The sequence below is a fragment of the Haloarcula amylolytica JCM 13557 genome (genome assembly GCF_000336615.1).
In the GTDB taxonomy this organism is placed as follows: Archaea; Halobacteriota; Halobacteria; order Halobacteriales; family Haloarculaceae; genus Haloarcula; species Haloarcula amylolytica.
The window spans coordinates 90,783-115,897 of sequence record NZ_AOLW01000015.1; the positions used below are offsets into that span (position 1 = coordinate 90,783).

27 protein-coding genes are annotated in these 25,115 nt (G+C 63.8%); 12 read left to right on the top strand and 15 right to left on the bottom strand.

Translation table 11 applies throughout. The features are described 5' to 3' along the window. The first annotated feature begins 146 nt into the window (after window positions 1-146). Both C442_RS06450 and C442_RS06455 read left to right on the top strand, forming a co-directional pair. The gene (locus tag C442_RS06450; RefSeq protein WP_008308873.1) at window positions 147-1,262 is read left to right on the top strand and encodes a FecCD family ABC transporter permease; all 1,116 of its coding nucleotides are present in this window, start codon (window positions 147-149) and stop codon (window positions 1,260-1,262) included. A gap of 317 nt (window positions 1,263-1,579) precedes the next feature. After that, window positions 1,580-2,794 carry an ABC transporter substrate-binding protein gene (locus tag C442_RS06455; protein WP_049942877.1) on the top strand — a complete coding sequence of 405 codons (1,215 nt, stop codon included), beginning with the start codon at window positions 1,580-1,582 and terminating at the stop codon, window positions 2,792-2,794. 105 nt (window positions 2,795-2,899) lie between these two features. Here the strand turns inward: C442_RS06455 and C442_RS06460 are convergent, their stop codons facing one another. The 3 genes from C442_RS06460 to C442_RS06470 all read right to left on the bottom strand — a co-directional run bounded on the left by C442_RS06460 (window position 2,900) and on the right by C442_RS06470 (window position 6,752). Next, window positions 2,900-3,649 carry a metallophosphoesterase gene (locus C442_RS06460; protein WP_008308875.1) on the bottom strand — a complete coding sequence of 250 codons (750 nt, stop codon included), beginning with the start codon at window positions 3,647-3,649 and terminating at the stop codon, window positions 2,900-2,902. 86 nt (window positions 3,650-3,735) lie between these two features. Then, window positions 3,736-5,475: a hypothetical protein gene (locus C442_RS06465; RefSeq protein ID WP_008308876.1), complete on the bottom strand. Its 1,740-nt coding sequence runs from the start codon at window positions 5,473-5,475 to the stop codon at window positions 3,736-3,738. Then, the gene (locus tag C442_RS06470; RefSeq protein ID WP_008308877.1) at window positions 5,472-6,752 is read right to left on the bottom strand and encodes a Single-stranded DNA binding protein; all 1,281 of its coding nucleotides are present in this window, start codon (window positions 6,750-6,752) and stop codon (window positions 5,472-5,474) included. The genes C442_RS06465 and C442_RS06470 overlap by 4 nt, the downstream gene beginning before the upstream one ends. A 243-nt stretch (window positions 6,753-6,995) precedes the next feature. On the opposite strand from C442_RS06470, the gene C442_RS06475 reads away from it, so the two are divergent. Both C442_RS06475 and C442_RS06480 read left to right on the top strand, forming a co-directional pair. Beyond that, a complete protein-coding gene (locus C442_RS06475; RefSeq protein WP_008308879.1) occupies window positions 6,996-7,454 on the top strand; it encodes a hypothetical protein in 459 nt (152 codons plus the stop codon). Between the two features lie 44 nt (window positions 7,455-7,498). Further along, complete coding sequence (locus C442_RS06480; protein ID WP_008308881.1) at window positions 7,499-8,158, top strand: 2,5-diamino-6-(ribosylamino)-4(3H)-pyrimidinone 5'-phosphate reductase; 660 nt, start codon at window positions 7,499-7,501, stop codon at window positions 8,156-8,158. Between the two features lie 19 nt (window positions 8,159-8,177). On the opposite strand, the gene C442_RS06485 is transcribed toward C442_RS06480, so the two are convergent. Then, window positions 8,178-8,465 (bottom strand): DUF7545 family protein, encoded by a 288-nt coding sequence (locus tag C442_RS06485; RefSeq protein ID WP_008308882.1) that lies wholly within the window; start codon window positions 8,463-8,465, stop codon window positions 8,178-8,180. A 73-nt stretch (window positions 8,466-8,538) separates the two neighbouring features. After that, window positions 8,539-9,588, bottom strand: a complete 1,050-nt coding sequence (locus C442_RS06490) for an NAD(P)/FAD-dependent oxidoreductase (protein WP_008308884.1) — start codon at window positions 9,586-9,588, stop codon at window positions 8,539-8,541. 101 nt (window positions 9,589-9,689) lie between these two features. On the opposite strand from C442_RS06490, the gene C442_RS06495 reads away from it, so the two are divergent. Further along, complete coding sequence (locus C442_RS06495) at window positions 9,690-9,974, top strand: DUF357 domain-containing protein (RefSeq protein WP_008308886.1); 285 nt, start codon at window positions 9,690-9,692, stop codon at window positions 9,972-9,974. Between the two features lie 53 nt (window positions 9,975-10,027). Here the strand turns inward: C442_RS06495 and C442_RS21820 are convergent, their stop codons facing one another. Further along, window positions 10,028-10,201 (bottom strand): hypothetical protein, encoded by a 174-nt coding sequence (locus C442_RS21820; protein ID WP_161606624.1) that lies wholly within the window; start codon window positions 10,199-10,201, stop codon window positions 10,028-10,030. Between the two features lie 434 nt (window positions 10,202-10,635). On the opposite strand from C442_RS21820, the gene C442_RS06500 reads away from it, so the two are divergent. Together C442_RS06500 and C442_RS06505 are read left to right on the top strand one after the other, a co-directional pair. Then, on the top strand, window positions 10,636-11,604 hold the full coding sequence (locus C442_RS06500; protein ID WP_008308888.1) for a transcription initiation factor IIB: 969 nt from the start codon (window positions 10,636-10,638) through the stop codon (window positions 11,602-11,604). Between the two features lie 73 nt (window positions 11,605-11,677). Beyond that, the gene (locus C442_RS06505; RefSeq protein ID WP_004515550.1) at window positions 11,678-11,857 is read left to right on the top strand and encodes a DUF7836 family putative zinc-binding protein; all 180 of its coding nucleotides are present in this window, start codon (window positions 11,678-11,680) and stop codon (window positions 11,855-11,857) included. Here the strand turns inward: C442_RS06505 and C442_RS06510 are convergent, their stop codons facing one another. The 5 genes from C442_RS06510 to C442_RS06525 all read right to left on the bottom strand — a co-directional run bounded on the left by C442_RS06510 (window position 11,858) and on the right by C442_RS06525 (window position 14,864). After that, complete coding sequence (locus C442_RS06510; RefSeq protein WP_008308892.1) at window positions 11,858-12,262, bottom strand: translation initiation factor IF-2 subunit beta; 405 nt, start codon at window positions 12,260-12,262, stop codon at window positions 11,858-11,860. Window positions 12,263-12,396: 134 nt separating this feature from the next. Beyond that, window positions 12,397-12,570, bottom strand: coding sequence for a DUF7556 family protein (locus C442_RS22060; RefSeq protein ID WP_155120743.1), 174 nt, complete (start codon window positions 12,568-12,570; stop codon window positions 12,397-12,399). 198 nt (window positions 12,571-12,768) lie between these two features. Next, a complete protein-coding gene (gene thyX, locus C442_RS06515; protein ID WP_008308896.1) occupies window positions 12,769-13,512 on the bottom strand; it encodes an FAD-dependent thymidylate synthase in 744 nt (247 codons plus the stop codon). Between the two features lie 82 nt (window positions 13,513-13,594). Further along, window positions 13,595-14,254 (bottom strand): RAD55 family ATPase, encoded by a 660-nt coding sequence (locus C442_RS06520; RefSeq protein ID WP_008308898.1) that lies wholly within the window; start codon window positions 14,252-14,254, stop codon window positions 13,595-13,597. A gap of 10 nt (window positions 14,255-14,264) precedes the next feature. Continuing rightward, a complete protein-coding gene (locus C442_RS06525) occupies window positions 14,265-14,864 on the bottom strand; it encodes a response regulator transcription factor (protein WP_049942878.1) in 600 nt (199 codons plus the stop codon). Between the two features lie 122 nt (window positions 14,865-14,986). Between C442_RS06525 and C442_RS06530 the strand changes: the two genes are divergently transcribed. After that, window positions 14,987-15,562, top strand: a complete 576-nt coding sequence (locus tag C442_RS06530; protein WP_008308900.1) for an MBL fold metallo-hydrolase — start codon at window positions 14,987-14,989, stop codon at window positions 15,560-15,562. Between the two features lie 21 nt (window positions 15,563-15,583). Here the strand turns inward: C442_RS06530 and C442_RS06535 are convergent, their stop codons facing one another. Beyond that, a complete protein-coding gene (locus C442_RS06535; RefSeq protein ID WP_008308901.1) occupies window positions 15,584-16,408 on the bottom strand; it encodes a hypothetical protein in 825 nt (274 codons plus the stop codon). Beyond that, the gene (locus C442_RS06540; protein WP_080504296.1) at window positions 16,405-16,728 is read right to left on the bottom strand and encodes a DUF5827 family protein; all 324 of its coding nucleotides are present in this window, start codon (window positions 16,726-16,728) and stop codon (window positions 16,405-16,407) included. Before C442_RS06540 ends, C442_RS06535 begins: the two co-directional genes overlap by 4 nt. A 27-nt stretch (window positions 16,729-16,755) precedes the next feature. Between C442_RS06540 and C442_RS06545 the strand changes: the two genes are divergently transcribed. The 3 genes from C442_RS06545 to C442_RS06555 all read left to right on the top strand — a co-directional run bounded on the left by C442_RS06545 (window position 16,756) and on the right by C442_RS06555 (window position 21,168). After that, the gene (locus C442_RS06545) at window positions 16,756-18,474 is read left to right on the top strand and encodes a histidine kinase N-terminal 7TM domain-containing protein (RefSeq protein ID WP_008308903.1); all 1,719 of its coding nucleotides are present in this window, start codon (window positions 16,756-16,758) and stop codon (window positions 18,472-18,474) included. Window positions 18,475-18,515: 41 nt separating this feature from the next. Further along, window positions 18,516-20,678: a beta-glucosidase gene (locus tag C442_RS06550; protein ID WP_049942879.1), complete on the top strand. Its 2,163-nt coding sequence runs from the start codon at window positions 18,516-18,518 to the stop codon at window positions 20,676-20,678. Between the two features lie 109 nt (window positions 20,679-20,787). Further along, window positions 20,788-21,168 carry a hypothetical protein gene (locus C442_RS06555; RefSeq protein ID WP_008308905.1) on the top strand — a complete coding sequence of 127 codons (381 nt, stop codon included), beginning with the start codon at window positions 20,788-20,790 and terminating at the stop codon, window positions 21,166-21,168. On the opposite strand, the gene C442_RS06560 is transcribed toward C442_RS06555, so the two are convergent. Continuing rightward, the gene (locus C442_RS06560; RefSeq protein WP_008308907.1) at window positions 21,133-23,286 is read right to left on the bottom strand and encodes a thioredoxin domain-containing protein; all 2,154 of its coding nucleotides are present in this window, start codon (window positions 23,284-23,286) and stop codon (window positions 21,133-21,135) included. The genes C442_RS06555 and C442_RS06560 overlap by 36 nt on opposite strands. A gap of 54 nt (window positions 23,287-23,340) precedes the next feature. Then, a complete protein-coding gene (locus tag C442_RS06565) occupies window positions 23,341-23,604 on the bottom strand; it encodes a hypothetical protein (protein WP_008308908.1) in 264 nt (87 codons plus the stop codon). A gap of 153 nt (window positions 23,605-23,757) precedes the next feature. Between C442_RS06565 and purD the strand changes: the two genes are divergently transcribed. Further along, window positions 23,758-25,110 carry a phosphoribosylamine--glycine ligase gene (gene purD / locus C442_RS06570; RefSeq protein ID WP_008308910.1) on the top strand — a complete coding sequence of 451 codons (1,353 nt, stop codon included), beginning with the start codon at window positions 23,758-23,760 and terminating at the stop codon, window positions 25,108-25,110. The last annotated feature ends 5 nt before the right edge of the window (window positions 25,111-25,115 follow it).

The following is a 25,115-nucleotide window of genomic DNA, read 5'->3' on the forward strand; positions in this document are numbered from 1 at the left end:
TCCAGGCCTTCTGACGCGCCGATGACGAACTACCGTTCCTTTTGGTTGGCCTAAATCCGCAAGGCATATGAACTATTTAGGCAACCCTAAAGATATGGACTGTACTATCATTCAGGTTGTTTCGCGGCCGAGAAAGGGGTGTCGTCATGGCTACTGAGACTTCAACCGGGTCGGGCCCAGCCAGTCGCCGGGAGAGATGGCTCTGGTGGGTAGACGGGCAGTTAGCTACGGTTTGTCTTGGAAGTGTTCTCATCATCCTGGCGTGTGGACTTGCTCAGGTCACCTTCGGCGCGTACAAAATGACGGTTTCACAGGCCTGGCAAACTGTACTTGACCCAGATATACTGTTCAATTTTGAAGTCATGAAATCACTCTTTTTCGGGGAACCTGTGCATGGTTTGAGCAACAGTGGGTCGATTATCTGGAACGGTCGGCTGCCGCGCGTGTTCGTTGCTATCCTCGTCGGGATGAACCTCGGCGTTTCGGGAGCGATATTCCAGGCAATCACGAGAAACGAGCTGGCCAGTCCATTCATCCTCGGCGTTTCTTCGGGTGCGGGGCTGATGATCCTCGTTGTACTGGTCGTCTTCCCGGGAATGCTCATGTTGCTACCAATATTCGCCGCGGTTGGTGGTGCCGGTGCGTTCTTGCTTGTCTACGCGATCGCATGGAAAAACGGGACTTCACCGGTGCGTCTAATACTGGCGGGGACTATCGTCGGGACAATATTCGGCTCAGTTCAATCTGGACTGTTCTTTTTCGCGGAGGACATCACAATAATTCAGTCCGCGATGCAGTGGACCAAGGGCTCTCTGGTTGGAGCGGGGTGGGCACAGGTCCGGATGGCGTTGCCGTTTACCGGAATCTGTATTCTGCTCTCGCTGGTCAGTTCTCGCCAGCTCAACGTACTCTTGCTCGGAGAGGATACGGCAGGATCTCTCGGAATGAACGTTGAAAGAGTTCGGTTTGCGATGGCAGGTATAGCGGTGCTTTCGGCCGCTGCAAGTATCACTGTAGCGGGGTTAGTCGGGTTTGTCGGACTGATCGTTCCACACGTAGTTCGCAACATTGTCGGAAGTGAGTACAAGAAACTCATTATCGGCTGTGTCTTCGCCGGACCGGCAATGATGGTGGCTGCCGACGTCGGTGCTCGTTTAGCGCTAAGTCCTGTTCAGATTCCGGTTGGTATTGTAACCGGTCTTATCGGGGGACCGTACTTCCTCTATCTGATGCGAAAGAAGGAGAAATTGGGTGAACTTTGATATTACACAGGCGGCACGCTCCGCCGACCGAATGGTCGCACTCAGAGACGGACCGGTTCGTGCCCGAGGAGATCCCGACGGCAGAACTACTTGAAGAAGTGTTTCGGATTGGAGCCACTGTCTCGCCATCCGAACACACTCCAGATATCATTCCTCGCGACCTCCCAGTGAATCTGAATAGAAATAGAATTTGTGGGCTGGTTGGGACAACGGAAGCAATGACATGCGAAGGGGTTCTATCTACTTGGTCTCGATTGTAATCTTTCCAGACAGCTAGAACAGAAGAGACTAAGTCTTTTTAGGCTAGCCTAAAATATATGCCGTGCGACGATAACAGCCACGAGAGAACGACTCGACGGGAGTACCTGAAGTATAGCGGTGTGATCGCCACTAGCGGTTTGTTTGCAGGCTGTGCTGCAAGTCAGAACGCAGGGGTAGATGACACGCCGACCACAGAGGCGTCAACACCGACCAATACCGTAACAGGAGCCACGACATCCACGGCGGGCGACTCGTACTCGGTGAGGATGGCCCCAGTCGGAACAGTGGAGTTCGATAGTGTCCCTGAAACAGCGGTCCTGATCTCCAACAATGTTGCCGACCATCTTGTTGCTCTTGGTCAGCAGGACCGAATTATCACCCTCGGATATCCCGAGGAGTACTACACTGGATTTTATGACGAGTTGCCGGGTGTCGAATTCGAGACAGGCGACCTTACACAACTTCTGGGTGGGTCGTTCTCCAAGGAGCTGTTATACGAGTTGGATGCCGATGTCCATCACATCGATCCAGTCTTTCGAACGCAAACGAACTCTTTGTCGCAAGCTGCTATTGACGAAGTCGAGCGAAACGTCGCTCCGTTCTTCAACAACTGGTACAGCCGTGCTCACGGATATCAAGGGGACCAACCATATAGATATTATTCACTCTGGGAACTCCTTGACAAGTTCGCACAGGTATATCAGGTACGTCAGAGAAGTCAGGCGCTAACTCGCGTTCGGAATAAAATGGTGGCGGAGATACAGGCGGAACTACCGCCACAGAAAGACCGGCCGCTAGTTGCGCTTGTAACTTACAGTCCAACAAAAGACACCTTCCGACGTCACAAGCTGAACGGTCCGGGATGGGGGAAAGCGCATACTCGACCTCTGGGTGCGAATGGGGCGTTTGAAGATATGGAACTCGCGGACGGTTCGGGAAGTTTCTCCATGGAGGCGATGGTCGAAACTGATCCTGACGTGGTCATCTACAATCACGAGTGGGTTAGTCCCGGTGGCCGTTCTGAGAAGTTCTTAGCGCTCAGCAGCCACCCGATTGGGAAAAACATCACGGCTGCTCAGAACGACCGGGTGTATCTCGGTGGGACGACGACTCAGGGGCCGATTTTCAATCTCTTTCAGATCGAGCTTACGGCAAAACAGATTTATCCGGATATCTTCGGTTCCCCCCCTGAACCCGGTGAGTCCGTTCCGGAGAGCGAACAGATGTTTGACCGCCAGCACGTCGCGGACATCATCAACGGCGACGTCTAAAGGAGACGGCTGCCACTCCTACCCTCCGGCCTGCTGTTTTATCTATCACACATTTACCGGGAATTTGAGCCACACATCGAAAACCACTCCAAGGTTGTGTCCCGCTCAGACCCGCTGGTAGGCCCCTAACCGCGTGCCGTCGAGCAGGAACGCCTCGGCATCCGTCATGCCCTCGGGCAGGAACGGAGCCAGGAACTCCTGGCCGTCGACGTTGACCCACGTCCCCCCGGAGCGGTCGTTGAAGGCAGGAAAGACGACGATATCCGGCGCGTCGTCGACCGGCTGGTCGAACTGCTCGGCAAAGGGATCAGTCGCCAGCGAGCCGCGGAGCCAGGCCCGCTCTTTCTGTGCGCCGCCGACACTGTCCTCAAGTCGAACGACAGGGTGTTCGTGGCCGACACAGAGAACGTCGGCTTCGAGCACGTCCGGTGCGGGCCAGGTGTGGCCGTGGGCGAACCCGACCGAACCAATGCGGGTCCCGTGTCCCGGCGTCACCTCGATATCGGCGTCGAGGTCGGCCAGAACCGGCTCCAGGCTGCCGTCGTGGTTCCCTTTCACCAGCGTCACGGGCACGTCGAGGGCGTCGAACAGCGCCGCGAGTTCCGCCCGCTCGTCGTCGAACGGGTCGCCGATAGCGTGGCCCAGATCGCCGACGACCACCAGCCGGTCGGCACGGGCGCGGTCCAGACACGTCAGCAACCGCTCGCGGCGGTCCTCGGCGGCCGACTGGAGTTCGACGCCCTCGTATCTGAGCCCCGCTTCGATGCCGGCGTGGTAATCGGCCACCGCCAGCAGTCGCTCCCCGTCAGTATCGACGGTGGCCGCTGGAGCGCCGGGCAGCGGTTCAACACGCATCGATCCTGTGTTGGCCGTCTGGCGAGAAAAGCACCGCGGCTCGGTTCCGAGTCGGTCTCGGAACCGGCTGTGAACCGCCGTCGGTTTTATATCGGTGTGAGCTTGCCGTCGTCGGGCTCGTAACACCGACCGCCCATCAGAGCGTCCTGAATGGCGTCGTCAACCGCGTCGGCGTCGGCCCCGTAGCGGTCGACGACCGCTGCCAGCAGTTCCTCGCGGTCGGCCCCGCTGCCGTCGTCGAGGTCCTCCATGACCTCCATGACGGCGTCTTCGAGGTCAACGTCCTCGGCTGGCTCCGCGCCGCTGTCGTCACCCTCGTCACTTTTGGCCGCCGGTTCTGCGGTCGTCTCCGGCCCGGACGCCGATGTGTCCCCTTCAGCCGACGGTGTTGTTTCTGGCACTGTCTCCGGTTCCGGCTCCGACGCTGTCTCTGACTCGGTTGCGGAGGCGGGCTCCGTCTCCGGCTCGCTGTCACCCTCCGTGCCCGCGTCCGCCTCGGCGGGCACCTCCTCGTCGGGGTCCGGCGTCTCGATGCCGGCTTCGCCGGGCTCGTCGACCTCCGTGCCCGTCTGGAAGTCGGTGCCGTACTCCTGCTCGATCTCCTCGCGCTCGTCCTCATCCAGTTCGAACTCCGGATCGAACTCGCCGAGGTCGTCGTCCGCGTCCGCCGCTGTGTCGCTGTCCGTGGCCGTCGACGTAGCTGGCTCTGGCTCGGTGGCGTCGGCGTCGGAGTCGCTCTCCGCCAGCGCCCCACTGCCCGCCTCACCGTCAGTTCCGGACGACGGCTCCGGATCGCTTTCGGACGCAGTCGTCGTCGACGTTTCGGGCTCGGTATCGACGGTCTCGGGCTCCGTCGCCGACGGCGACGACTCCGAAACGTCCGTTGTCTCGTCGGTGGCAGCGTCCTCGGTCGCCGGCTCTGTTGCCGGTTCGTCTGTGGCCGTGGCGCTCTCTGTCGTCTCGGCCACCGGCTCGTCAGCCGTCGTCTCCGTCGCCGGCTCGCTGGCTTCGGACTCAGTCGCCGGTTCGTCGGCCGTCGCGTCCGTGCCTGCCTCGTCCGTCGTCGTTGCCGGCGTGGAAACGTCAGTATCGAGGTCGAGGGAGGCGAGCAGCGGAGTCGGGTCGTCGGTCCCGTCGCCCGGTGACAGCGACAGCCCTTGCGCCTCGTCCGTGTCGCCGGCGACGACGCGAGCGGCGTCGAGCGCCGTCGTCCGGAGCGCGTCGAGGTAGTCGCCGGTCGTGCCGTAGTGGTCCAGTGCGAGCGTGATGCCGGCCGCCGCGCTCTCGTCGATGCCCTGGTCCAGCAGCGCGAGTCTGAGTTCGTCGCCGGCCAGGCCGGCCTGTTTCGCGCTGGCCATCCGGCCGATACGCGAGACGGTCTGCTCGGCGGCCTGGACGACCCAGCGGTCCCGCGTGTCCGCGTCGACTTCGCTGATACTCTCAGGCCGGACCGAGGTGAACACCCGGTCGCTGTCGTCGGGCTGGAAGGTCCGGGCCTTGCCCGTGACGGCGACGAACATCGGCGGGTCGGCGGCTTCGAGGAAGGCCAGTTCGTCGGGCTGGTACTGGCCGGCGTAGATGACGAACGGGCCGGTCGGGTCCACGACGCGGGCACGGAGCACGTCGTCGTTGACCTGTTCGAGTTCGGTGAGGACGCCGACGAGGAACAGGCGGTTGACCCGCGCGCCGGTCGGCGTGACGACGTAGTTCGGCGCGCGCTCCTCGTCGGACTCCGAGTACGAGAAGTCGGCGTCGTCGAACTCCGCGGCGAACAGCCGATGGGCGACCTCCCGGCGGCCGGGGCCGCTGTCGCCGGATTCGCTCATGCGTCTGCCTCCTGTAGGAGGGTCCGCGCACGCGTCGCCGGGTCGTCGTCGGCCTCGACGAAGGTCGAGGCGGTGAGGTTAGCGCCGTACTCGTCGACCGACAGCGACCCGCGGACGACGTACTCGCGGCCGACGATGCGGTCGCTGATGCGGTCGGCGACTACTTCCTTGTCCATCGCGTCGCGGGCGTGTTCGCGGGCGTCGTCGAGGTCACCGCCGTACACGCGGGCGGTCAGTTCGTCATCAAGTACTGCGGTGACAGTGTCGGTCCCGTCGTCGAGAATGGCCTTCGTCCGCAGGTCGTCCTCGCCCTCGACCGCGCCGTGGGATCGACACTGGCCGTTCTGGATGACGCGGCCACACTCCGGACAGCGCTCGATGAGGCCGGAGCCGTCCCGCACCTCGATGACGTTGCCGGCCAGTTCCACGTCGAACAGCCCGCCGCTCTCGACGGCCTCTCGGATGGACATCCGGGGTGCCGATTCGGCCACCTCGACCGCACGGTCAAGCGCGGTCACCGCCGAGAACTCGGAGACGTTCACCGATGGCGCGCCGCGGAACTCGCGGACGAACGTCTCTTCGAGGCGCACGGACGCCCCCTCCTCGATTTCGTCGTGAGGCTCCCAGTCGGTGAACGGGAGCCGGCCGCTCTCGTCGCCGAGGACGCCGCTGAGAATCGTCGTCTCGCCGTCGCGGCCGTCGATGACTTTCTGTTCACATTCGAGGACCTGTACCTCGACAGTGATGCCGCGGTCACCCGGTGCGAGGTCCTGCAGCGTGGCGCGGCCGCCGACATCGTAGTCGATGTCGAGCGTCTCGTCGACGACCTCGGGGTCGGTGCTGTCGCCCAGATTGAGCTCCGGCTGGCCGTCCCACTCGCGGACACCGGCGTTGCCGAGCCGGACGGTCTGGCCGGGCTGGAGGTCGCCCGAGAAGCCGTCCCAGGCCGTGTAGGATATCTTCCCCGTCTCGTCGGCGAGTTCGCCCTCGCGGATGACGTGCTGTTCCCCGTTGTACTGGATGGAGCGACGACCCGACGTGAGCACCACCGCGGTGACCGTCACGTTCGAGTCGTCGGTCGACACCTCGCTGATGGCCTTGCTCGACGGCGTGCCGTCGCCGCCCGAGCCGCCGTCGCCGTACTTCCGTCTGAGGCTCTGCTTGGCCTCGTCCATCGGGACGGAGTAGTTCACGAGGTTTTCCAGGTCGCGTGTGACCTCCTCTTTGTCAACACCGAGGTCGGAGGCGAGCTCCTCGGCATGGTCTTCGAGAGACATCGACTGACGGTTCGACGGGAGCACTCAAAAGCGTTTTCGGCCAGCCGTACGAGCGACGGTGTCTCACGTCCGGGCAAAATCGCCCACAATTCTTATTTGTGATACTGTAATCTCTCACGGTATGTGCTCTGACTGTGTTGGGACGTTTCAAACGGCCAAAAAGTACGTCATTGGCGATACTAGACCGGTCGCGACTTATGGTATCAGATTAAATAATGACGGCAGCCGCCCGGGGGCCTGACTATGGGTAGCATGTTCGGGTCGAAGCCGTCAGAGTCCCACGTCATCTGGCGGAGCGGTCGGAACAACGACGGCAAGAAGAAGTTCGATTTCGAGTATCTGGAGCTGTGGGCGGCCCACTTCGGCGTCGATTTCGAGCAGTGGACCCGCGTCGACCACGATCGCGGTGACGAGCCCCGCGAGCAGTTCGCCTGCGTGTTCCGCTGGGCGAAAAGCGGCGGGCAGGAACTCTCCGTCGGCGACGAGGAGTGGACGATGGGGTCCCAGCGCAAGCCCCGCACGTTCCTCGAAATCGACGAGGAAGGGATGGTCAGGCTCCGGGGCTGGAGCACGGAGACGACGCTCGACGTCGAGGAACTCGTACTGAAAAAGACGGTGCTGAAGCTGAAAACCGCCGACGGCACCGTGAAGAAACTCGACGTCCGGAAGCTGTCGAAGCGCCCCGAAACAACGTCCTCCTGACTGTAACCCAAAAGCCGTTTGACGTGTCGCCGGCACGAACGAGTATGCACGTCGTCGTCAACGCCGCCATGAGTGTCGACGGGAAGCTCTCCTCCCGCCGCCGCGAACAGATCGCTATCTCCGGCCCGGACGACTTCGACCGCGTCGACCAGCTTCGAGCTGACAGCGACGCGGTGATGGTCGGCGTCGGTACGATTCTCGCTGACGACCCCTCACTGACCGTCGACGACGCCGACCGCCGCGCCGCCCGAGCCGATCGCGGCGAGCCGGAAAACCCCGCACGCGTCGTCGCCGATTCCCGCATCCGAACGCCGCCGGATGCGACAGTGCTGGACGGCCGCGCCCAGACCTACCTCCTCGTCAGCGAAGCCGCGCCGCCGGACTTCATCGAAGAGATGGAAGACGCCGGCGCGTACGTCATCGCCGCCGGTCAGGACCAGGTCGACCTGACGACGACGCTTGCGAAACTGGAGGGCGACGGTATCGACCAGCTCATGGTCGAAGGCGGCGGCGAACTCATCTTCGGCCTGCTGGAGGAGGCACTGGTCGACGAACTGTTCGTCTATATCGGCCCGAAGGTCATCGGCGGCCGGGACGCGCCGACGCTGGCCGACGGCGACGGCTTCATCGAGGACTTCCCGGAGCCGGAGCTGGCCGGCGTCGAACGGGTCGACGACGGCATCGTCCTCCACTGGCAGTTCTAGAAACTGAGTCAGCCGGAAGTTAGTGGTCGTGGCCCGTCAGCTCGGCGAAGGACTGCCCGAAGCGCTCCTCGAACAGTTCGCTCGTCTCTTCTTCGAGCGCGACGATCTGCTCGTCCGGTTCGCCCTGGGCGTGGTGGACGGCGCTGTGAATCCGCTGGGTCATGCCGAACATCGCGATGTCGCCGACGACCTGCGGGTCCGTCTCGTCCGGCGACTCTCGGAGGATGTCAACGAGTTCGCTCGGGACTGTGAGTTCGTCGCTTTCCTCGCCGTCGTCGATAGTCAGCGTGACAGTGTCAGTTGCCATGCCATCGACTCCGGGGGCTATCCTAAAGGGTCTGTGGATGTGGGAACGAAACACCAGAACGTTCGGTTGGCCGTCAGTCGTCGGCTTCCGCAGCGGCTTCGGACTCGGTGTCAGCGGCGGCCTCGGCCTCAGATTCGAGGTACTCGTCGGCGTCGATGGCGGCCTTACAGCCCATTCCGGCGGCGGTGACGGCCTGCTGGTAGTGGTAGTCGACCACGTCGCCGGCACCGAAGATACCGTCGACGTCGGTGGCGGTCTGGTCGCCGCCGGTGCCGCCGTGGGTCTGGATGTAGCCGGTATCGTCCAGTTCGACGCCGGTGTCTTCGAGGTACTCCGTGTTGGGCGTGTGGCCGATGGCGATGAAGACAGCGCCCACGTCGAAGTCGAAGGTCTCGGTCCCGTCGTCGTCGAGCTTCTCGCTGGGATGGCCCTCGTCGTTCTGTGCGAGGGTGACGTGGTCGACGCCATCCTCGGGCGAGCCGTGCATCTCCAGCAGTTCGGTGTTCCGCATGATCTCGATCTCGCCCTCGTCGACCTTCTTCTGGACGCGGTCGATCCAGTAGTCCTCGGCACGGAACTCCTCGCGGCGGTGGGCGATGTAGACGGTGTCGGCAAACTTCGTGAGGAAGTGGGCCTCCTCCATGGCCGCGTCGCCGCCGCCGACGACGAGCATGTCCTCGCCGCGGAAGAACGCGCCGTCGCAGGTGGCACACGTCGAGACGCCGTAGCCCATCAGCTCGTCCTCGCCGGGGACGCCCAGCGTCCGGGCGCTGGCTCCGGAGGCGGCGATGAAGGCGTCGCAGGTGTAGACGTCGCCGTTCGACAGTTCCACGCGGAACGGCCGCTCGCTGTCGTCGATGTCGGCGACGATGCCGTGTTTCAGCTCGGTGCCGAACCGCTCGGCCTGCTCTTTCATGTTGTTGATGAGGTCCGGACCGGAGAGCCCCTCGGGGAAGCCGGGGAAGTTCTCGACTTCGCTGGTCAGCGTGAGCTGGCCGCCCGGTTCGTCGCCTTCCAGAACGAGTGGGTCGTTGTTGCTTCTGGCTGCATAGATTGCCGCTGTCAGTCCCGCTGCGCCCGTGCCAGCGACGATGAGTCGTCGGTGTTCGACCGGTTCTGTCATTAGCCAAGTTAGACTACCGGGCCGTATTTAGCTTGTGTTGTCGTGCGCCGAACTCGCATCGGGACGACACGCTTAGGCCGCTGCCACCGTTCGCTGAGGGTATGGCCGCAGATCTCGAAGAGAAGACCGACCGCTACGAGGGACTGCTCGCGGAGGCACTTGACGCGGCATCAGTCGCGCCACCTGAAGGGACGCCGATGCACGACGCCGCTCTGGAGTGTGAAGAGATGGCGGCGGCGTATCTGGCGGACGGTCGCCACTTCAGAGACGACGACGACCTCGTAAACGCGCTGGCATCGTTCTCGTACGGGCATGCGTGGCTGGACGCGGGCGCACGCATCGGACTCTTCGACGTTCCGACCGAGGGACACCTGTTCACTGTCTGAAACTCCGAACTGACCGATAAATACCCGTTGTTCGCCGAGTACTGCCTGTTCGCCTACTGCGTGCTTGACCCGCAGATCGCCGTACTGTTGCGAACCATCGCCCCGTCGCCGGTCGCGTGATGACGTTCGTCGCGATACTGGAGCTCGGAGGGCTGCTGTTTCTGGCCTGGATCTCGCTCGATTGAGCGGTTGCCGCGGCATCCCTCAAATGAGCTCTGTCGTCGCATGGATGTACGTATCTGGTATGTAATTGTAAGTAAAATGTATCGGCTGGTAACATCGCTTTTTATATCTCATCACTCCCCCACGATGTGCGGAACCACACGGTGACTCCCGCTGACCCGGTAATTCCGGGACCCACCCGCCCCCGACCGATCAGGAGCGGTCGTATCGAGGTGAGGCCTGGTCGTTCGACGGAGCACACATGGAGTCACACGGGGGTGCAGCCCCCCATTTATGCGTTGTGCACGGACGGCGGCGATAACCACCAAGATTATATAGCCGTACGGCGGGCCATGTCATACCCTATCACTCCGCTGTCCGGCGGTTCCCGCGGAAATTTGGCGAAAGATTTATATACTTTACGGACTAACTATAGGGTAAGACAGTTTCCCCAAACAGTCTTAAAATTTCTGCACCCGGCAGAACAGAACTCCCAATCATGAGTGAATCACCAACGCGGACGAGCACACGAGAACGAGACGAGCAAATATCCGAACCGACAGAGCAGGAAGCCGTAGAGTCCTGTCCCGAATGTAGTGGTAACGTCGTTACGGACTCCGAACACGGCGAAACAGTCTGTGAGGACTGTGGGCTGGTCGTCGAAGAGGACGAGATCGACCACGGGCCGGAGTGGCGGGCGTTCAACTCCGCAGAGAAGGACCGCAAGTCCCGCGTCGGCGCGCCGACGACGAACATGATGCACGACAAGGGCCTCTCGACCAACATCGGCTGGCAGAACAAGGACGCCTACGGACGTTCCCTCTCCAGCGAGCAGCGCCAGAAGATGCAGCGGCTCCGGACCTGGAACGAGCGGTTCCGTACCCGTGACTCCAAGGAGCGCAATCTCAAGCAGGCCCTCGGTGAAATCGACCGGATGGCCTCCGCGCTGGGGCTCCCCCAGAACGTCCGCGAGACGGCCAGCGTCATCTACCGCCGCGCGCTCGGTGACGACCTGCTCCCGGGACGCTCTATCGAGGGCGTCGCGACGTCCGCGCTGTACGCGGCCGCTCGCATGGCCGGAAACCCCCGGTCGCTTGACGAGATGGCCCGTGTCTCCCGCGTCGAGAAGATGGAACTCACGCGGACCTACCGGTACATCGTCCGGGAACTCAGCCTCGAAGTCCAGCCGGCGGACCCGGAACACTACCTCCCGCGGTTCATCTCCGACCTCGGACTCAGCGAGGAGACCCAGCGGCAGGCACGGGACCTCATCGAAGGTGCTCGCCAGTCGGGGATGCTCTCCGGCAAATCGCCGGTCGGCATCGCCGCAGCGGCCGTCTACGCCGCCGCGTTGCTGACCAACGAGAAGGTCACACAGAGTCAAGTCAGCGACGTCGCCGACATCTCCGAAGTGACTATCCGAAACCGGTACAAGGAACTCCTCGAAGCCGAGGACCTTCCGGCCTGACGCCCGGGTGAAGGCAGACTAATGGGGAGACGCCAAGGCTTTTTATCGTTGAATATGTGTGTGAGTAACATACATGGAGGAAGCGTACGTTCGATTGCTCTGTCCTGAGTGTAAGAAAGACTGGGAGTCGACGCCGACAGACTTGCCGCGACACGACACGACGTTCCACTGCCCGAACTGCCACGCGAGCCATCGGCTCGCCGTTTTCACCCGCACGGAAAACGACTTGCAGACGCTGAAAGGGCTGCAGTAACTACTCGCTCGTCGCCGAGCGTGCGCCACACGCCTCACAGCGGAGCAGTAGCGCGCCCTGTTCCCGTTCCAGTTGCGTGTCCGGCAGGCCACACTCCGAGCAGAGCACGAACTCGTCGACGTATTCGTCGATGGACGCCTCGATACGGTCGGCATCGAACTCGCCGGTCAGGCGCGCTCGACCGCTCTCGTCGATGTGGCCGCTCGTCCCGAGGTCGTTCTGGAGGAACTTCATCACATGGTCGTCCTCGCGTCCGAGCCGGGAACACGTCGACTGGAAGTTCTCGTAGACGGTGACGTTCCCTTCCTGTCGGACGTCTGGATCGGGGACCTCGAACCGCTCGCTTGTGCCGTCAATCTCGGGCGTCTCCTCTATCGCCCGGTCGAGCATGTCGTCGTATTCCATACTCCTACGTCACAGAGCGGTCAACAAAAACTTTTCATACGGACTGTTTGAGCGATTTCCCGGTCTGTGTCGACCCAGAGGTCGGCACGATCCGGAGCTATCTACAAGAATCCGTCACAGCCGGTGGTGGCCCGCTATCGCCAGGCTGTAAGTGTACAGGTCTCGTCCGCTACCATCGAAATCCAGATGTCATCGTGGGCAATATCGGCGATGACGAACCGCTGCTGGCCGTCGACATCGTCGACAGCACACATCACATCAGACGCAGTGCCCGACCGACGGGTGGGACGTTCAACCTCGTAAGACACAATTGTTTATCTAGGATGTGCGGTAATGAATGTGTCGTACTCGTTTCGTCTTTTGATACTCTGAGATCCGGTCGTTGACGCAACAAAACGGCTCGTGTCTCGCTATTGCCGTTGTGAGTATCAAGGTCGATTCAACAATTGTCGATGCCCGCGACCGGAGACAGCTGTTCTGAACCACCGCGAGAAGTGCCGGATCTGTCAGGGTGCGAGCCGGTTCTTGCGTCCCTTCATCTCCCGCTCGTAGTAGTCGAAGGTCTTGGGACACCAGTCGGCCGCCAGGTCGAGCATCTCCTCGGTCATCTCTCTGATCTCCCACTGTGCGTCCGCCGCGGCTCGCATGTCCGCGACGTGCATCAGCATCCGGGCGTTCATCGACATCACGATGTTCACCTTGGTGCCGATTGGCAGCACGAACCGAGCGTCTTCCGGCGGCATTCCCAGTTCGAGCAGCTCCTGGTACGATTCGACCGCCTGTTCGATGGTGTCTTTGAATATTTCCGTGCGCTTCTCGAACTCCTCGTCGGAGACGCTCGCTTTCTGCTGGTTCCGGCCGATCCAGTCCGGGTCCGTCGCGGACGGCGGCGTCACGACCAGTTCGCCCTCGCGGACGGCTTCGGGGTCCACGTCGTCGAAGGAGACGTACCGCATCGACTGCACGTCGAAGGAGACGTGTCGGTGGCGGGTGATCTGGGCCATACAGGAGCGGGAGACGCCCTCCACGGCGAAGGTCGCCTGCGCGTGCTCGAACGGGCCGAAGTGGCCGTGGTCGAGCAGGTGGCCGATGAGCGTCTCCTTTTTATCGTCAAGGGTATCCCCGTCGACCTCAGCCATTGTCGCTTCGAACGACTGGCTGCCGACGGAGGTGTCGCTGTAGTCGTTGCGTGCAGCCTTGCAGATGAGATCCTCGGGGTCGTCTGTCGCTTCGAGCAGCTTTACGTCCATATCGGGTGGGTGAACCGGAGCGGCAAAATACTTCCTTCCCGGACCGACACGGGGTTCGGACCGCCTGCGGATGGCGACGTACTCAGATGTCCTGCCAGTCGGTCGGCTCGCCGGCGAGGCCGAGCACGCGGGCCTCGCGGCCGCCGCCCTCGGCGTCGCGCACGTCGATCATCCCGTCGAACGCCTGCTTGATGACCTGCAGTGTCTGGTCGTCGTGGGCTCCCGAGTCGATGGTAAACACGCCAATGTAGCCCGCGGAGTCCAGCCGCGAGGACAGCACGTGACAGAACTTGAACACGGTCTTCTTGTCCGTGTAGGTAAGCATCGTCGACAGCGAGACGAGAGCCAGACGGCCCTGTTCGTTGCCGGCGTTGTGCAGCCCCTCCAGCGCCTTCGTGATGCCGATACCGATGCCGGTGAGATCACCGGGCGAAGAGACGTGGTGGGCGTGGGCGTTGCCGATTGCCGCCTCGTCCGTGCCACCTTCGCCCCGGCAGTCGATGACACCGAGCTGGGAGTCGTCGAGGTCGGGCACGAGCGACCGGAACTCTTCGACGACGCTCCCCGCGCCGTCACCGGTCGTCACGACCACTGCGCCGTCGTCCTTTCGCAGACCATCGGCGAGAATATCGTATGCGAGTCGTTCCTTCCCGCTCATTGCTGGGCCGGAGATCAGGATGCTGGACCCTGGCCGGACCTCACTGAGCGCATCGAACTCTAGTACTGAGGTGAGATCATACATTGTTTGTCGCTCAGTTGTCTTCATCGTCGCTCAGTCCGCGAAGCGTTGCGATGAAATCGGAGTCGTCTTCGATGCCACCGAGTGTCTCCGAGAGGTCGTCTCGCATCTCCGCGACTCTCTGGGTCAGTTCGTCGTACTGGTCGCTCTCCGCCAGCTCTGCGCTCGATTTCGTCGCTTCCAGCGTCGCTTGCTTCTCGACGAGCGCGTAGTACTCCTGCAGCAGAGAGTCGTACTCAGAGNTGTGTATAAGAGACAGGTCGAGCAGATTGTCGACCGTCTCGTGGAGCTGTTCGCTCCGGATCGGCTTCGAGAGGTATGCGTCAAAGCCCATCTCCAGAATATCGAAGTCCGGCTCGACGGCGGTGACCATCGCCACCCGACAGCCCAGCTTCCGCTCGCGAATACGCTCCAGCACTTCGTCCCCGGAGAGCCCAGGCATCATCCGGTCGAGCAGCACGACGTCGACATCCGCGTCCAGTTGCTCCAGGCCCTCGTCGCCGTTCTGTGCCATGCGGACCTCGTACTCCTGTTGCAGCCACAGTTTGTACGTCTCGGCAACATCTGGTTCGTCTTCGACGATAAGCACCACAGGTAGGTCCGAATCTGACATAATGTTCTACTATCCCCCGTTTGCATATCCACGTACATAGCCCTGTGGGTGCGGGCGTGCAGCGTGTCTCGGCCGGTGACAGAACGATACCCACATCCGGGACGACGGCCAATAGGCGGGTAATGATTCGAAACCTCGCCCGTGGACAGCAGGCCTTCACGAGCAACGTGTTCCTCGTCACCGGGGACCGAACCGTTCTGGTCGACGTCGGCAACGAGTTCGACGTGGTGTCGGCCGTCGAAGAACACGTCGACGACATCGACGCTGTCGCGGTCACCCACACCCACTACGACCACGTCGAGAACCTCGACAGCGTCGTCGACGCCTTCGACGTGCCGGTGTACGGCTACGACACGGACCAGGACGGCGTCGAGCACGCCATCGCCGACGACGGAACGATACAGTTGGGCGACCACGACTACCAAGCGCTACACACGCCCGGCCACAAGAACGACCACCTCTGCTTCTACTCGGACGAAGCCGGCGTCCTGTTCGCCGGCGACCTCGTATTCGCCAACGGGAGCTTCGGCCGGACCGACCTCGACGAAGGCGACCGTAGTCTGCTCGTCGACAGTATCGAGCGGGTGCTGTCGGTTGTCGACGAGGACCTACAGGAGATGCACACCGGCCACGGGCCGAGCGTCACCGACGCGCCGTATCAGGACATCGAACTGGCGCTGCAAGCCGCGAAGTTCTGAGGCTGCGGCTGAGCGATAGTTTTAGTCGAACGCACAGGCCAGCAGCGCGTCGTAGGCGTGATCGTACGCATCGGCGACAGCCGCCGGGTCACCGCGCTGCTCGCTGTCGAGCGCGGGCAGGCGCACCGCGGCGACCTGCTCGATGAGGTCGACGACGTTCGGCACCCGTTCCTCCAGTTGGCCATCGCCGGGGCCGCCGGTGGCGATCTGGCAGGCCTTGCTGTACCGGTCGCCGTCGTAGATGCGGGCTCGGCCCGGCTCGACGACGGCCACGGCGTCCGGTTCGATGCCCGACAGCGGCCGGGCCACGTCGCCGTAGGACTCGACGACCGCCCGGTCCGTCGCTTCGATATCCGCGGCGAGCGAATCGAGCGCCTCGACGTGCATCACCCGCATCAGGTCGTTGAAATCGGCGATGGAGGTGACCCGTGGCGCGTTAGCAAGTGGGAGTCGTTCGGAAACGGACTCCGGCAGGTCGACGGTCCCGTTGACGACGTATTCGACGCCGGTTTCGGAACTCGGGCGACCGACCCGGTCGACGACGAACTGCTGGTTTTCCTTGCCGAGCAGCCCCGTCTCGGCCCCCGGCGAGGGGTGCCAGAGGCGGTGAATCGGGTTGATCTCCTCTGGAGCGACATCGCTCGGTGACGCGGCTGCGAGGCGCTTTGCGTCCTTGCCGTACAGCCGCCCCTCGCTCGTCGCTCGCTGGTAGTCGTCGTGGTCGAACCAGTAGTTGTTGCCCGCTCTGGGCTTGAACCCCTGGGCGCTGGTCCGCTCCAGCAGGCCGACGCTGAACGTGGTTTTGCCCGCGTCGACCCGGTCGCTGCCGGCGACGAGGAGCTTCATGACTCTGCGAGGCCGTACAGCCCGACGACGTCGTCGTCCTGCGGGTCGGCGATGACGAGGTCGTCCTGATTGAAGATCATCCACGGGATGGCCCAGTCGATGAACACCGACTCGTTGGCCTCGCTGAGTTCGGCGTCCGCCGGGAGGCCCTGCAGGAGGCGGGCGATTTCCGGGATGGTGTACAGTTTGTCGGCGTCGAGAATGTCCGCAGGTTCGTGGAGCTCGAACGACAGTATCTCGTCGAACTCCTGCTTGTCGACAGGCATACCTGCCGGTATGCCGAGCGAGTGGGTAAATCCCTCGAACTGGGCGGAACCCATTTACTCGCAGGGCCGGATTATACGCCAATGGCCGCGCTGCTCGTTGTATACGCCTTCATATTGCTTATCGTGGCCGTTGTCCTCGGGACGCTGTCGGTGTACGCGTGGAGCCAGCGTGACTCTCCCGGCGGGACCGCGCTCTCTGTTCTGCTCGCCGGGCTCTCGATATGGGACCTCTGTGTCGCAGTCGGCGTCTTGACACGCGGGACCGACGTGGCCCTCCTCTTCGCGTACGGCCTGTACGTCGGCGTGATGCCCGCGATAGCCGGGTTGTTCGTGTTCGCGCTGGCCTACACCGACCGCGCCCGCTATCTCAATCGGTGGACCTACGCACTCCTGAGTATCGAGCCAATCACGTTCTTTACTGCGCTGTTCACCGGCCCTGACGGGCTGATATACACTGTATCCGGCCCAACGGAAACGGGTATATACGGCTGGGAAATCGTTGGCGGGCCGGTGTTCTGGGGCCATCTCGTGTACTCCTATATCCTCATCGCTGTTTCGAGCGCGCTCATCATTCACTACGCGCTCAACTCGGGGGACCTCTACGGAAAGCAGGTGTACGCCGTCCTACTGGCTATCGTGCTCCCGTGGTTCGGGAGCGTCGTCAGCATCTTCGCCAGCACCCGAATCGAACTCACGCCACTGCTGTTGGCAGGGACCGGGATGATCCTCTCGTGGGCGTTTTTCAAAGGGCGACTGCTTGACATCTCGCCGGTCGCCTACCGGGAGGTCGTCGAATCCCTCAACAGCGCCGTGTTCGTCGTCGATACGGACGATACGATAATCGAGGCCAACGACGTCGGCCGGAAACTGCTCGGAGACGAAACTATCGTCGGGCAGTCCGTCGACGACGCGCTCGAAACGTCGCCCGAGCTACTCGAAAAGTACCGCGGTCTGAACGACGACGCCGAGGAAACGCAGGCCGTCATCGAGCAGCGCGACCGGTTTTTCGACGTCCAACTCACCCCGCTGTATGACTCCCACGACGCGCTGGTCGGGCGGGTGTTTCTCATTCACGAAATCACCGAGCAAAAAGAGCGCGAGCGGGAACTCGAACGCCGGAACCAGCAACTCGACCAGTTCGCCGCTGTCCTCTCCCACGACTTGCGGAACCCGCTGAACGTGGCCTCTGGTCGACTGGCGCTGGCCCGGGAACGAAACGACCCCGAGGAGTTCGACCGTGTCGAGGAGGCCCACGACCGGATGAGTAGCCTCATCGACGAAGTACTCGCCTTCGCCCGCGACGAAAAGACGACCGACAGGGTCGAGCTACAGCTCTCGGCGCTGGCGAAGGCGGCCTGGGGCCACGTCGACACCGGCGAGGCGACCCTGCGAATCGACGGCGACAGGGTGATCGTCGGGGACCGCGACCAGCTCCTCCAACTGTTCGAGAACGTGTTCCGGAACAGTGTGGAACATGGTTCCACGAGCAGTCGGACGGGGGCCGACGACAGTGTGGGACACGGCGGCGCGGGGGTAACGATACGCGTTGACGCCACCCCGGACGGGTTCACGATCAGCGACAACGGCCCCGGCGTGCCGCCCGAGGAACGAGAAGAGATATTCACGCACGGCGTCACCAGTTCCGAGTCGGGAACCGGCCTCGGACTGGCCATCGTCCAGCACGTCGTCGAGTCCCACGGGTGGGACGTCGAGATGACGGAGAGCCAGCCTGGCGGCGCGAAACTCGTTATCTCGGGGCTCGAAACAAAGCCGACACAGCTGTCTGAGACGACGTCCTGAGCAGCCGACAGTATAAGGCCCGCTCGGCTGTGAACTGCGATATGGCTGACGACGACCACATTGGTGCGGTACTCGCCCGGCTGTCCCGCGAACAGAAACTCGCCCTCGTTCGCGGCGCAACCGACCCGGAAGGCACGGCGACGGGATACATCTCTGGCGTCGAGGCGGCCGGGATTCCGCCGTTTCGCCTCGTCGACGGGCCGCTGGGCATCCGAGCCGAAGGACAGTGTGCGACCGCCTTTCCGGCGTCGATTGCGACCGCGGCGACGTTCGACCCCGACCTGGCTCGGCGACAGGGCGCGGCGATGGGCCGCGAAGCGGTGGCGCTCGGACAGGACGCGCTGCTCGCGCCGGGCGTGAACATCATTCGTGTTCCACACTGCGGTCGCAACTTCGAGTATCTTTCCGAGGACCCCGTCCACGCCGGCGTTGTCGGGGCCGGCCTCATCGACGGCATCCAGTCCGCTGATGTCGTCGCCACGGTGAAACACTTCGTCGCCAACAATCAGGAGATGCACCGCACGACCGTTAGCGCCGAAGTGGACGAGCGCACGCTCCGGGAGCTGTATCTCCCGCCGTTCCGCGCGGCCGTCGACGCTGGCGTCGGTTCGGTGATGACGGCGTACAACCGCGTGAACGGCACGCACATGAGTGACCACGAGCGCCTCGTCGGAGACGTGCTCAAAGGCGAGTGGGGGTTCGACGGCTACGTCGTCTCGGACTGGTACGGACTGGAGAGCACCGTCGGCGCGGCGAACGCGGGACTGGACCTGGAGATGCCCGGGGTGGCGGCCCCCGGCGCAGCGGAAGCCGCCGACAGCGACACCGCGGATGGCGACGAGGGTTTCGAGTGGCCCGACGGCATCCCGGACGCAACGCGGGCGGGCCTGTTCGGCGACCCGCTCGCCGATGCCATCGACGGCGGCGAAGTCCCGGCCGGCCGGCTGGACGACATGGTTCGGCGGATTCTCGGCCAGATGGACCGATTCGAGCGGCTGGACAGTAATCGGACTGCTGCCGAAGCCGGTGAAAGCAGCGACGCGCTGGCGGGCGAACTCGACAGCCAGCGGCACCGGGATATCGCCGCGGACGCGGCGGCCCGCGGAACCGTGTTGCTCGACAACGACGGCGTCCTGCCGCTGGATGACGGGGCGGACGTGGCCGTCATCGGGCCGAACATCGACGAGCCGAAACTGGGCGGTGGCGGGTCCTCTGAGACGACGCCGGTCCACTCGGTTACCCCGCTCGACGGGATCGACTCTCGCGCCGAGGGAGCGGTCTCGTCGGCGTTCGGCGTGCCGCGAATCGACTCCGTCTCGCTGTTCGACCTCCTGCCGTTCGTCGGCGAGGACGACGAAGCCGACGGTGCGGCTGGCGACACAGCCGACCGGGAGCCGTCGCTCGACGACGCTGTCACGGCCGCCGAGAACGCTGATGTCGCCGTGGTGTTCGTCCGCGACGCGACGACGGAGGCGCGGGACCGCGAATCGCTGGCGCTGCCGGGCCAGCAGGACGAACTCGTTTCGGCCGTCGCCGCGGCCAACGAGAACACCGTGGTCGTCATCAGGTCCGGCGGCCCCGTAGAACTTCCGTGGCGGGAGGACGTGGCCGCGGTCCTCGAACAGTGGTACCCCGGCCAGGCGGACGGCGACGCGGTGGCCGCCGTCCTCTACGGCGACCGCGACCCGAGCGGCCGACTCCCGGTCACCTTCGCCCCGGAAAGCGAGTACCCGACCGCGGGGAGCGACCGCCGCTACCCCGGCGTTGACGACGAAGTCCACTACGACGAGGGCGTGTTCGTCGGCTACCGGCACTTCGACGACGCGGACGTGGACCCGACCTATCCGTTCGGCCACGGCCACTCGTACGCGACGTTCGAATACGGCGATGCCGAAGCAACGGCCGAGCAGACTGTCGCAGTCCCCGTCGAGAACGTCGGCGACAGGCCGGGCCGGGAGGTGGTCCAGGCCTACGTCCGACCGCCGTCCGTGGACGACGTCGACCGCCCGGAGCGTGAACTCGCCGGGTTCGAAGCCGTGCAGTTGGACGCCGGCGAACGACAGACGGTGGAACTGACATTGGACGATCTGGCGTTTTCGCGGTACGACACGGATTCCGGCTGGACAGTCGATACCGGGACCTACACAGTCGAAATCGGCCGGTCCTCGCGGGATATTCGGACGACTGCGACAGTCGACCGCTAGCGCGTCTGCCTCGCTATCGACTGAAACGACGATTTAACGGTTGGAGCGCGTCTGAAGCGCAAAATCTACGGCCGGGGATTTCAAGCCCCCTGAATACATACAGCCAGCCATGAGTCAGACGCTCGAAACCATGGAGCCGAATCCGGTGTGGGTCGAAGACGCCTACTCCGACACCGTCGACGTTCTCACACGCTACGCTGACGAATTCGAGTACAAGATATGGGGCGGCGACTGGTGCAAGGACTGCCGGGCCCAGCTCCCCGACTTCGGGGCGGCCCTGAAAGCCGCCCATATCCCGGACGCCCAGATTCACCACTACCCCGTCGAGAAGGAAGACGACGGCTCGAAGACCGGCCCACATGTCGAGGAGTACGACATCGAACTCATCCCGACCTGTCTCTTATACACATCTNNTGTCGCTCGCCGACCAGATCGAAGACGCGATGGCGTGAGGTTACTCTGCTTCGTCGGCCGTTGCGCCCCAGTCTAACGCCGTCCCGAGATCGTGTTTCGGCGGCGAACAGGCGAAGTTCCGGCAGGCGTACACCGTCGGATCGCCGTCGACCGGCTCGCGGCCGGCCCAGATGGGCGGGGCCTCGTCCAGTTCGAGCGCGTCGAGCCACTGCTCGAACCGGCCCTCGTCGGCCGGTCGGTGAGCCAGCAGGCGGCGCGGGACGTACCGCTCTGCGAGGGTCTCCGTCCACTCGCTCGGATAATCGGACTGGTCGCCGACCAGCGTCAGCTCCAGCGCGCCCTGCTCGTAGGTGTCCGTCGCCAGCGTGAGCGAGGCGTGCTGGAGGGGGTTCGAGGAGACGCGGTCGGCGTGGGTCCGGAGGACTCGCTCGGCGACCTCCTCGAAGCGGTCGTCGTCGCTGAAATGTGACAGCGACAGCAGGAGGTCGACAGCGACGCCGGTACTGGAGGGCGTCGACTGGTCGGTCAGTTCCTGCGGCCGCGCGACCAGTGATTCGCCGCCGGTCGGCGTGAAAAACAGCGTGCCCTCGTCGTCGTCCCAGAAGGCCTCCGTGATGGCCTGGCCAAGGTCCATCGCGAACGCGAGGTGGTCCACGTCGCCGGTCGCCTCGAACAGCGTCAGCGCGCCGCGGCCGAGGAACGCGTAGTCCTCCAGATAGCCGTCGATGGCCACGTCGCCGTCCTTGTAGCGGCGATTGAGACGCTGTTCGGTCTCGTCCCACAGATGCTCTCGAACGAACGAGAGGGCGTCGGCGGCCACGTCGGCGTACTCGTCGTCGAGGACGATAGCCCCCTCGGCGAGCGCCCGAATCATCAGGCCGTTCCAGCCGGCCAGAATCTTCTCGTCGCGGGCCGGCCGTGGCCGCTCTTTGCGGGCCTCGAACGTCTCGTTTAGGGCGCGCTGGAGGCCCGCCGTGATTTCGTCCTCGCTTCGCTCGTATTCTTCGGCCAGCACCGACACCGGCTTCCGGACGGCGAGCACCGTCGCCCCCTCGAAGTTGCCCGGCTCAGTGACGCCGTAGTAGTCACAGAAGATGTCAGCGTCAGTCTCGTCGTCGACGGCGTCGTGGACCTGCTCGGGCGTCCAGACGTAGAACAGCCCTTCCTCGCTGTCGCCATCCGGATCTTCAGGTGGGATACTTTCGGCATCCAGCGTACTGAAAAAGCCCCCGTCGGGGTGTTGCAGTTCGCGCTGAACGAACTCGAAGGTCTCCCGGACGACCGACGCGTAGCGCTCCGAGCCGATGGCCTGGTAGCCGGCGAGGAAGGCCCGCGGGATCTCGGCGTTGTCGTACAGCATCTTCTCGAAGTGCGGGACGGCCCACTGCTGGTCCGTCGCGTAGCGGTGGAAGCCCCCGCCGACGTGGTCGTACAGCCCCCGGTCGGCCATCACGTCCAGCGTCTCCTGAACGACGTTCAGGTGGTCCTGCTGACCACCATCGGAATAGGCTCGCAGCAGTGCGTGCAGCCGTCCGTTCTGGGGGAACTTCGGTCCGCCGGAGCCCCAGCCGCCGTCCTGCCGGTCCGCGCCGCGGTGGGCGATGGTTCCGGCGGTCTGGATGATATCCTCCGCTGGGTCCTCTGGGTTGGCCGGCGTCGCTTCGAGGTCGCTCTCGATGGCCTCGGTCCACTGCCGGGCGCGGTTCTCCATCTCCTCGCGCTGTTCGGGGTCCGCCCACGAGTCCGCGAGGCGCTGGAGCAGGTCGCCAAAGCCCGGCTGGCCGCGCTTCTCCTCGGGCGGGAAGTAGGTCCCGACGTAGAACGGCTCGCCCTCGGGCGTGAGCCAGGCCGACAGCGGCCAGCCACCGCCGCCGGTCACCTGCTGGCAGATGCTCATGTACACCGAATCGAGGTCTGGGCGCTCCTCGCGGTCGACCTTTATCGGGACGAAGTTCTCGTTGAGTTGCTCGGCGATGGCCTCGTTCTCGAAGCTCTCCTCCTCCATGACGTGACACCAGTGACACGCCGCGTAACCGATGGACAGGAAGATGGGCACGCCCCGCTCTTTGGCGGCTTCCAGGGCCGTTTCGTCCCAGGGCTGCCAGTTGACGGGGTTGTCCGCATGCTGGCGGAGATACGGACTCTCCGCCTCGTCGAGTCGGTTTCGGGCCGTCGGGTCCGTGGCGTCGCTCATACCTCTGGCTGGGAGCGCCGCGGTGAAAAGGAACGCGACGCCGGCAGCGGTGCCTCACTCGCCAGCCAGTTGGATGCCACGGGCGATGACATACATGAGAACGACGCCGGCTCCGACGGCGAGGATAAAATCCCCGAGTAGGGCCAGTAATGCACCCAGTGCGGAACTCTCCGAGCCGAAGAACACGATGGCGTAGGGAGGGAGGCTCCCGGTGACGCACACGCCGATGAGTTTCGCCAGCGGAACGGCTTCGGAGATAATTCTGGCTGTCTCCAATTCTCCTGTAGCGGGGTCGATGAAGGGGCGGGGCGAGGGCATGCACCTGTGCGTCACAAGGTTGGGCAAAGTAGCTCTCGGTCTCGGTCCGGCGGACCGTACACGACAGCGCTCCCGACGTGGAAACGACCGTCGCAGTCAGCGAAAACCGGCGAAAAGACAATACTTACGTGAGAGCCCATCCGGCCTTCGGGTATGTCAGAGACAGTGCTGCTCGTGGGTGGCGGCGGCCGGGAACACGCGATTGCGCGCTCGCTCGCGGACTCACCGGGGGAGCTGTACGCCTGTGCCGGCAACCGAAACCCGGGCATCGTCGCCCTCGCCGACGGCTTCGAGGCACTCGACACGACCAATCCGAAGGCCGTGACGACCTACGCTCGGGAGGTCGACGCCACGCTGGCCGTCATCGGCCCCGAGGCGGCCCTTGCAGCCGGGGTCGCCGACGCGCTGGACGACGCCGGCGTCTACACCTTCGGGCCACAGGAGGCGGAGGCTCGCATCGAGACGGACAAGGCGTTCCAGCGGCGGTTCATGCGGGAGCACGACATCCCCGGCTGCCCGGACTTCGAGACGTTCGAGGACATGGACGCCGCCTGCGAGTACATCGACGAGTACGACGGCGACCTCGCGGTCAAGCCCGCCGGCCTCACCGGCGGCAAGGGCGTCCGTGTCATCGGCGACCAGTGTACCGCCGAGGAGGCAAAAGAGTACCTCCGGAGTTCCGACTACGACCGGGTCGTCCTCGAAGAGCGCCTCGTCGGTGAGGAGTTCACGGTGCAGGCCTTTGTCGCCAACGGCCAACTGCGCGTCACGCCGGCAGTTCAGGACCACAAGCGCGCCTACGAGGGCGACGAGGGACCGAACACCGGCGGAATGGGGAGCTACTCCGATTCCAGCCTCCACCTGCCGTTCATGGACGAGGATGACTACATGGACGCCGTCGACGTGCTCCGGGCGACCGTCGACGCGCTTGAGGGCTACAAAGGTGTTCTCTACGGCCAGTTCATGCTCACCGAGACCGGGCCGCGGGTCGTGGAGTTCAACGCCCGTTTCGGCGACCCCGAGGCGATGAACACGCTGCCGGTGCTCAACACAGACTTCCTCGACGTACTGACCGCCGCACGCGACGAGGAGCCGCTGCCACAACTCTCTTTCCGCCCGATGGCGACCGTCTGCAAGTACGCCGTCCCGGACGGCTACCCGACCGATCCCGACGCCGGTGCGAAGGTGACCATCGACGACGACGTCATCGCGGAAGTCGTACAGGACCACCGCGAGCAGTCCGGCGACGACGCGGAGACGGCCCCGGAGGCGCTGCTGTTTTACGCCAGCGTCGACGACCGCGAGGACGGCATCTACACGACCACGTCGCGCTCCTACGCCGTCGTCGGCCTGGCCGAAACGATTGGCGACGCAGAGGCCATCGCTGAGGCATCACTCCAACGGGCCGGCACGGAGGGGCTTCGGGTCCGCCACGACATCGGCACGGCCGACCTCGTCCAGCAGCGCATCGACCACATGAACGACATCCGCGGCGGCGCGGACTGAGCGCG

Excerpts from the sequence above, each read along its gene's own strand:
- thyX (WP_008308896.1), bottom strand. The coding sequence starts at position 13,512 with ATGGACGTAAAGCTGCTCGAAGCGACAGACGACCCCGAGGATCTCATC.
- C442_RS06500 (WP_008308888.1), top strand. The coding sequence starts at position 10,636 with ATGAGTGAATCACCAACGCGGACGAGCACACGAGAACGAGACGAGCAA.
- C442_RS06495 (WP_008308886.1), top strand. The coding sequence starts at position 9,690 with ATGGCCGCAGATCTCGAAGAGAAGACCGACCGCTACGAGGGACTGCTC.
- C442_RS06550 (WP_049942879.1), top strand. The coding sequence starts at position 18,516 with ATGGCTGACGACGACCACATTGGTGCGGTACTCGCCCGGCTGTCCCGC.
- C442_RS06475 (WP_008308879.1), top strand. The coding sequence starts at position 6,996 with ATGGGTAGCATGTTCGGGTCGAAGCCGTCAGAGTCCCACGTCATCTGG.
- C442_RS06455 (WP_049942877.1), top strand. The coding sequence starts at position 1,580 with ATGCCGTGCGACGATAACAGCCACGAGAGAACGACTCGACGGGAGTAC.
- C442_RS06510 (WP_008308892.1), bottom strand. The coding sequence starts at position 12,262 with ATGGAATACGACGACATGCTCGACCGGGCGATAGAGGAGACGCCCGAG.
- C442_RS06545 (WP_008308903.1), top strand. The coding sequence starts at position 16,756 with ATGGCCGCGCTGCTCGTTGTATACGCCTTCATATTGCTTATCGTGGCC.
- C442_RS06485 (WP_008308882.1), bottom strand. The coding sequence starts at position 8,465 with ATGGCAACTGACACTGTCACGCTGACTATCGACGACGGCGAGGAAAGC.
- C442_RS06490 (WP_008308884.1), bottom strand. The coding sequence starts at position 9,588 with ATGACAGAACCGGTCGAACACCGACGACTCATCGTCGCTGGCACGGGC.
- C442_RS06470 (WP_008308877.1), bottom strand. The coding sequence starts at position 6,752 with ATGTCTCTCGAAGACCATGCCGAGGAGCTCGCCTCCGACCTCGGTGTT.
- C442_RS06465 (WP_008308876.1), bottom strand. The coding sequence starts at position 5,475 with ATGAGCGAATCCGGCGACAGCGGCCCCGGCCGCCGGGAGGTCGCCCAT.
- C442_RS06460 (WP_008308875.1), bottom strand. The coding sequence starts at position 3,649 with ATGCGTGTTGAACCGCTGCCCGGCGCTCCAGCGGCCACCGTCGATACT.
- C442_RS06505 (WP_004515550.1), top strand. The coding sequence starts at position 11,678 with ATGGAGGAAGCGTACGTTCGATTGCTCTGTCCTGAGTGTAAGAAAGAC.
- C442_RS06535 (WP_008308901.1), bottom strand. The coding sequence starts at position 16,408 with ATGAAGCTCCTCGTCGCCGGCAGCGACCGGGTCGACGCGGGCAAAACC.
- C442_RS06565 (WP_008308908.1), bottom strand. The coding sequence starts at position 23,604 with ATGCCCTCGCCCCGCCCCTTCATCGACCCCGCTACAGGAGAATTGGAG.
- C442_RS06560 (WP_008308907.1), bottom strand. The coding sequence starts at position 23,286 with ATGAGCGACGCCACGGACCCGACGGCCCGAAACCGACTCGACGAGGCG.
- C442_RS06530 (WP_008308900.1), top strand. The coding sequence starts at position 14,987 with ATGATTCGAAACCTCGCCCGTGGACAGCAGGCCTTCACGAGCAACGTG.
- purD (WP_008308910.1), top strand. The coding sequence starts at position 23,758 with ATGTCAGAGACAGTGCTGCTCGTGGGTGGCGGCGGCCGGGAACACGCG.
- C442_RS06520 (WP_008308898.1), bottom strand. The coding sequence starts at position 14,254 with ATGTATGATCTCACCTCAGTACTAGAGTTCGATGCGCTCAGTGAGGTC.
- C442_RS06480 (WP_008308881.1), top strand. The coding sequence starts at position 7,499 with ATGCACGTCGTCGTCAACGCCGCCATGAGTGTCGACGGGAAGCTCTCC.
- C442_RS06450 (WP_008308873.1), top strand. The coding sequence starts at position 147 with ATGGCTACTGAGACTTCAACCGGGTCGGGCCCAGCCAGTCGCCGGGAG.
- C442_RS21820 (WP_161606624.1), bottom strand. The coding sequence starts at position 10,201 with ATGCGACGACAGAGCTCATTTGAGGGATGCCGCGGCAACCGCTCAATC.
- C442_RS06540 (WP_080504296.1), bottom strand. The coding sequence starts at position 16,728 with ATGGGTTCCGCCCAGTTCGAGGGATTTACCCACTCGCTCGGCATACCG.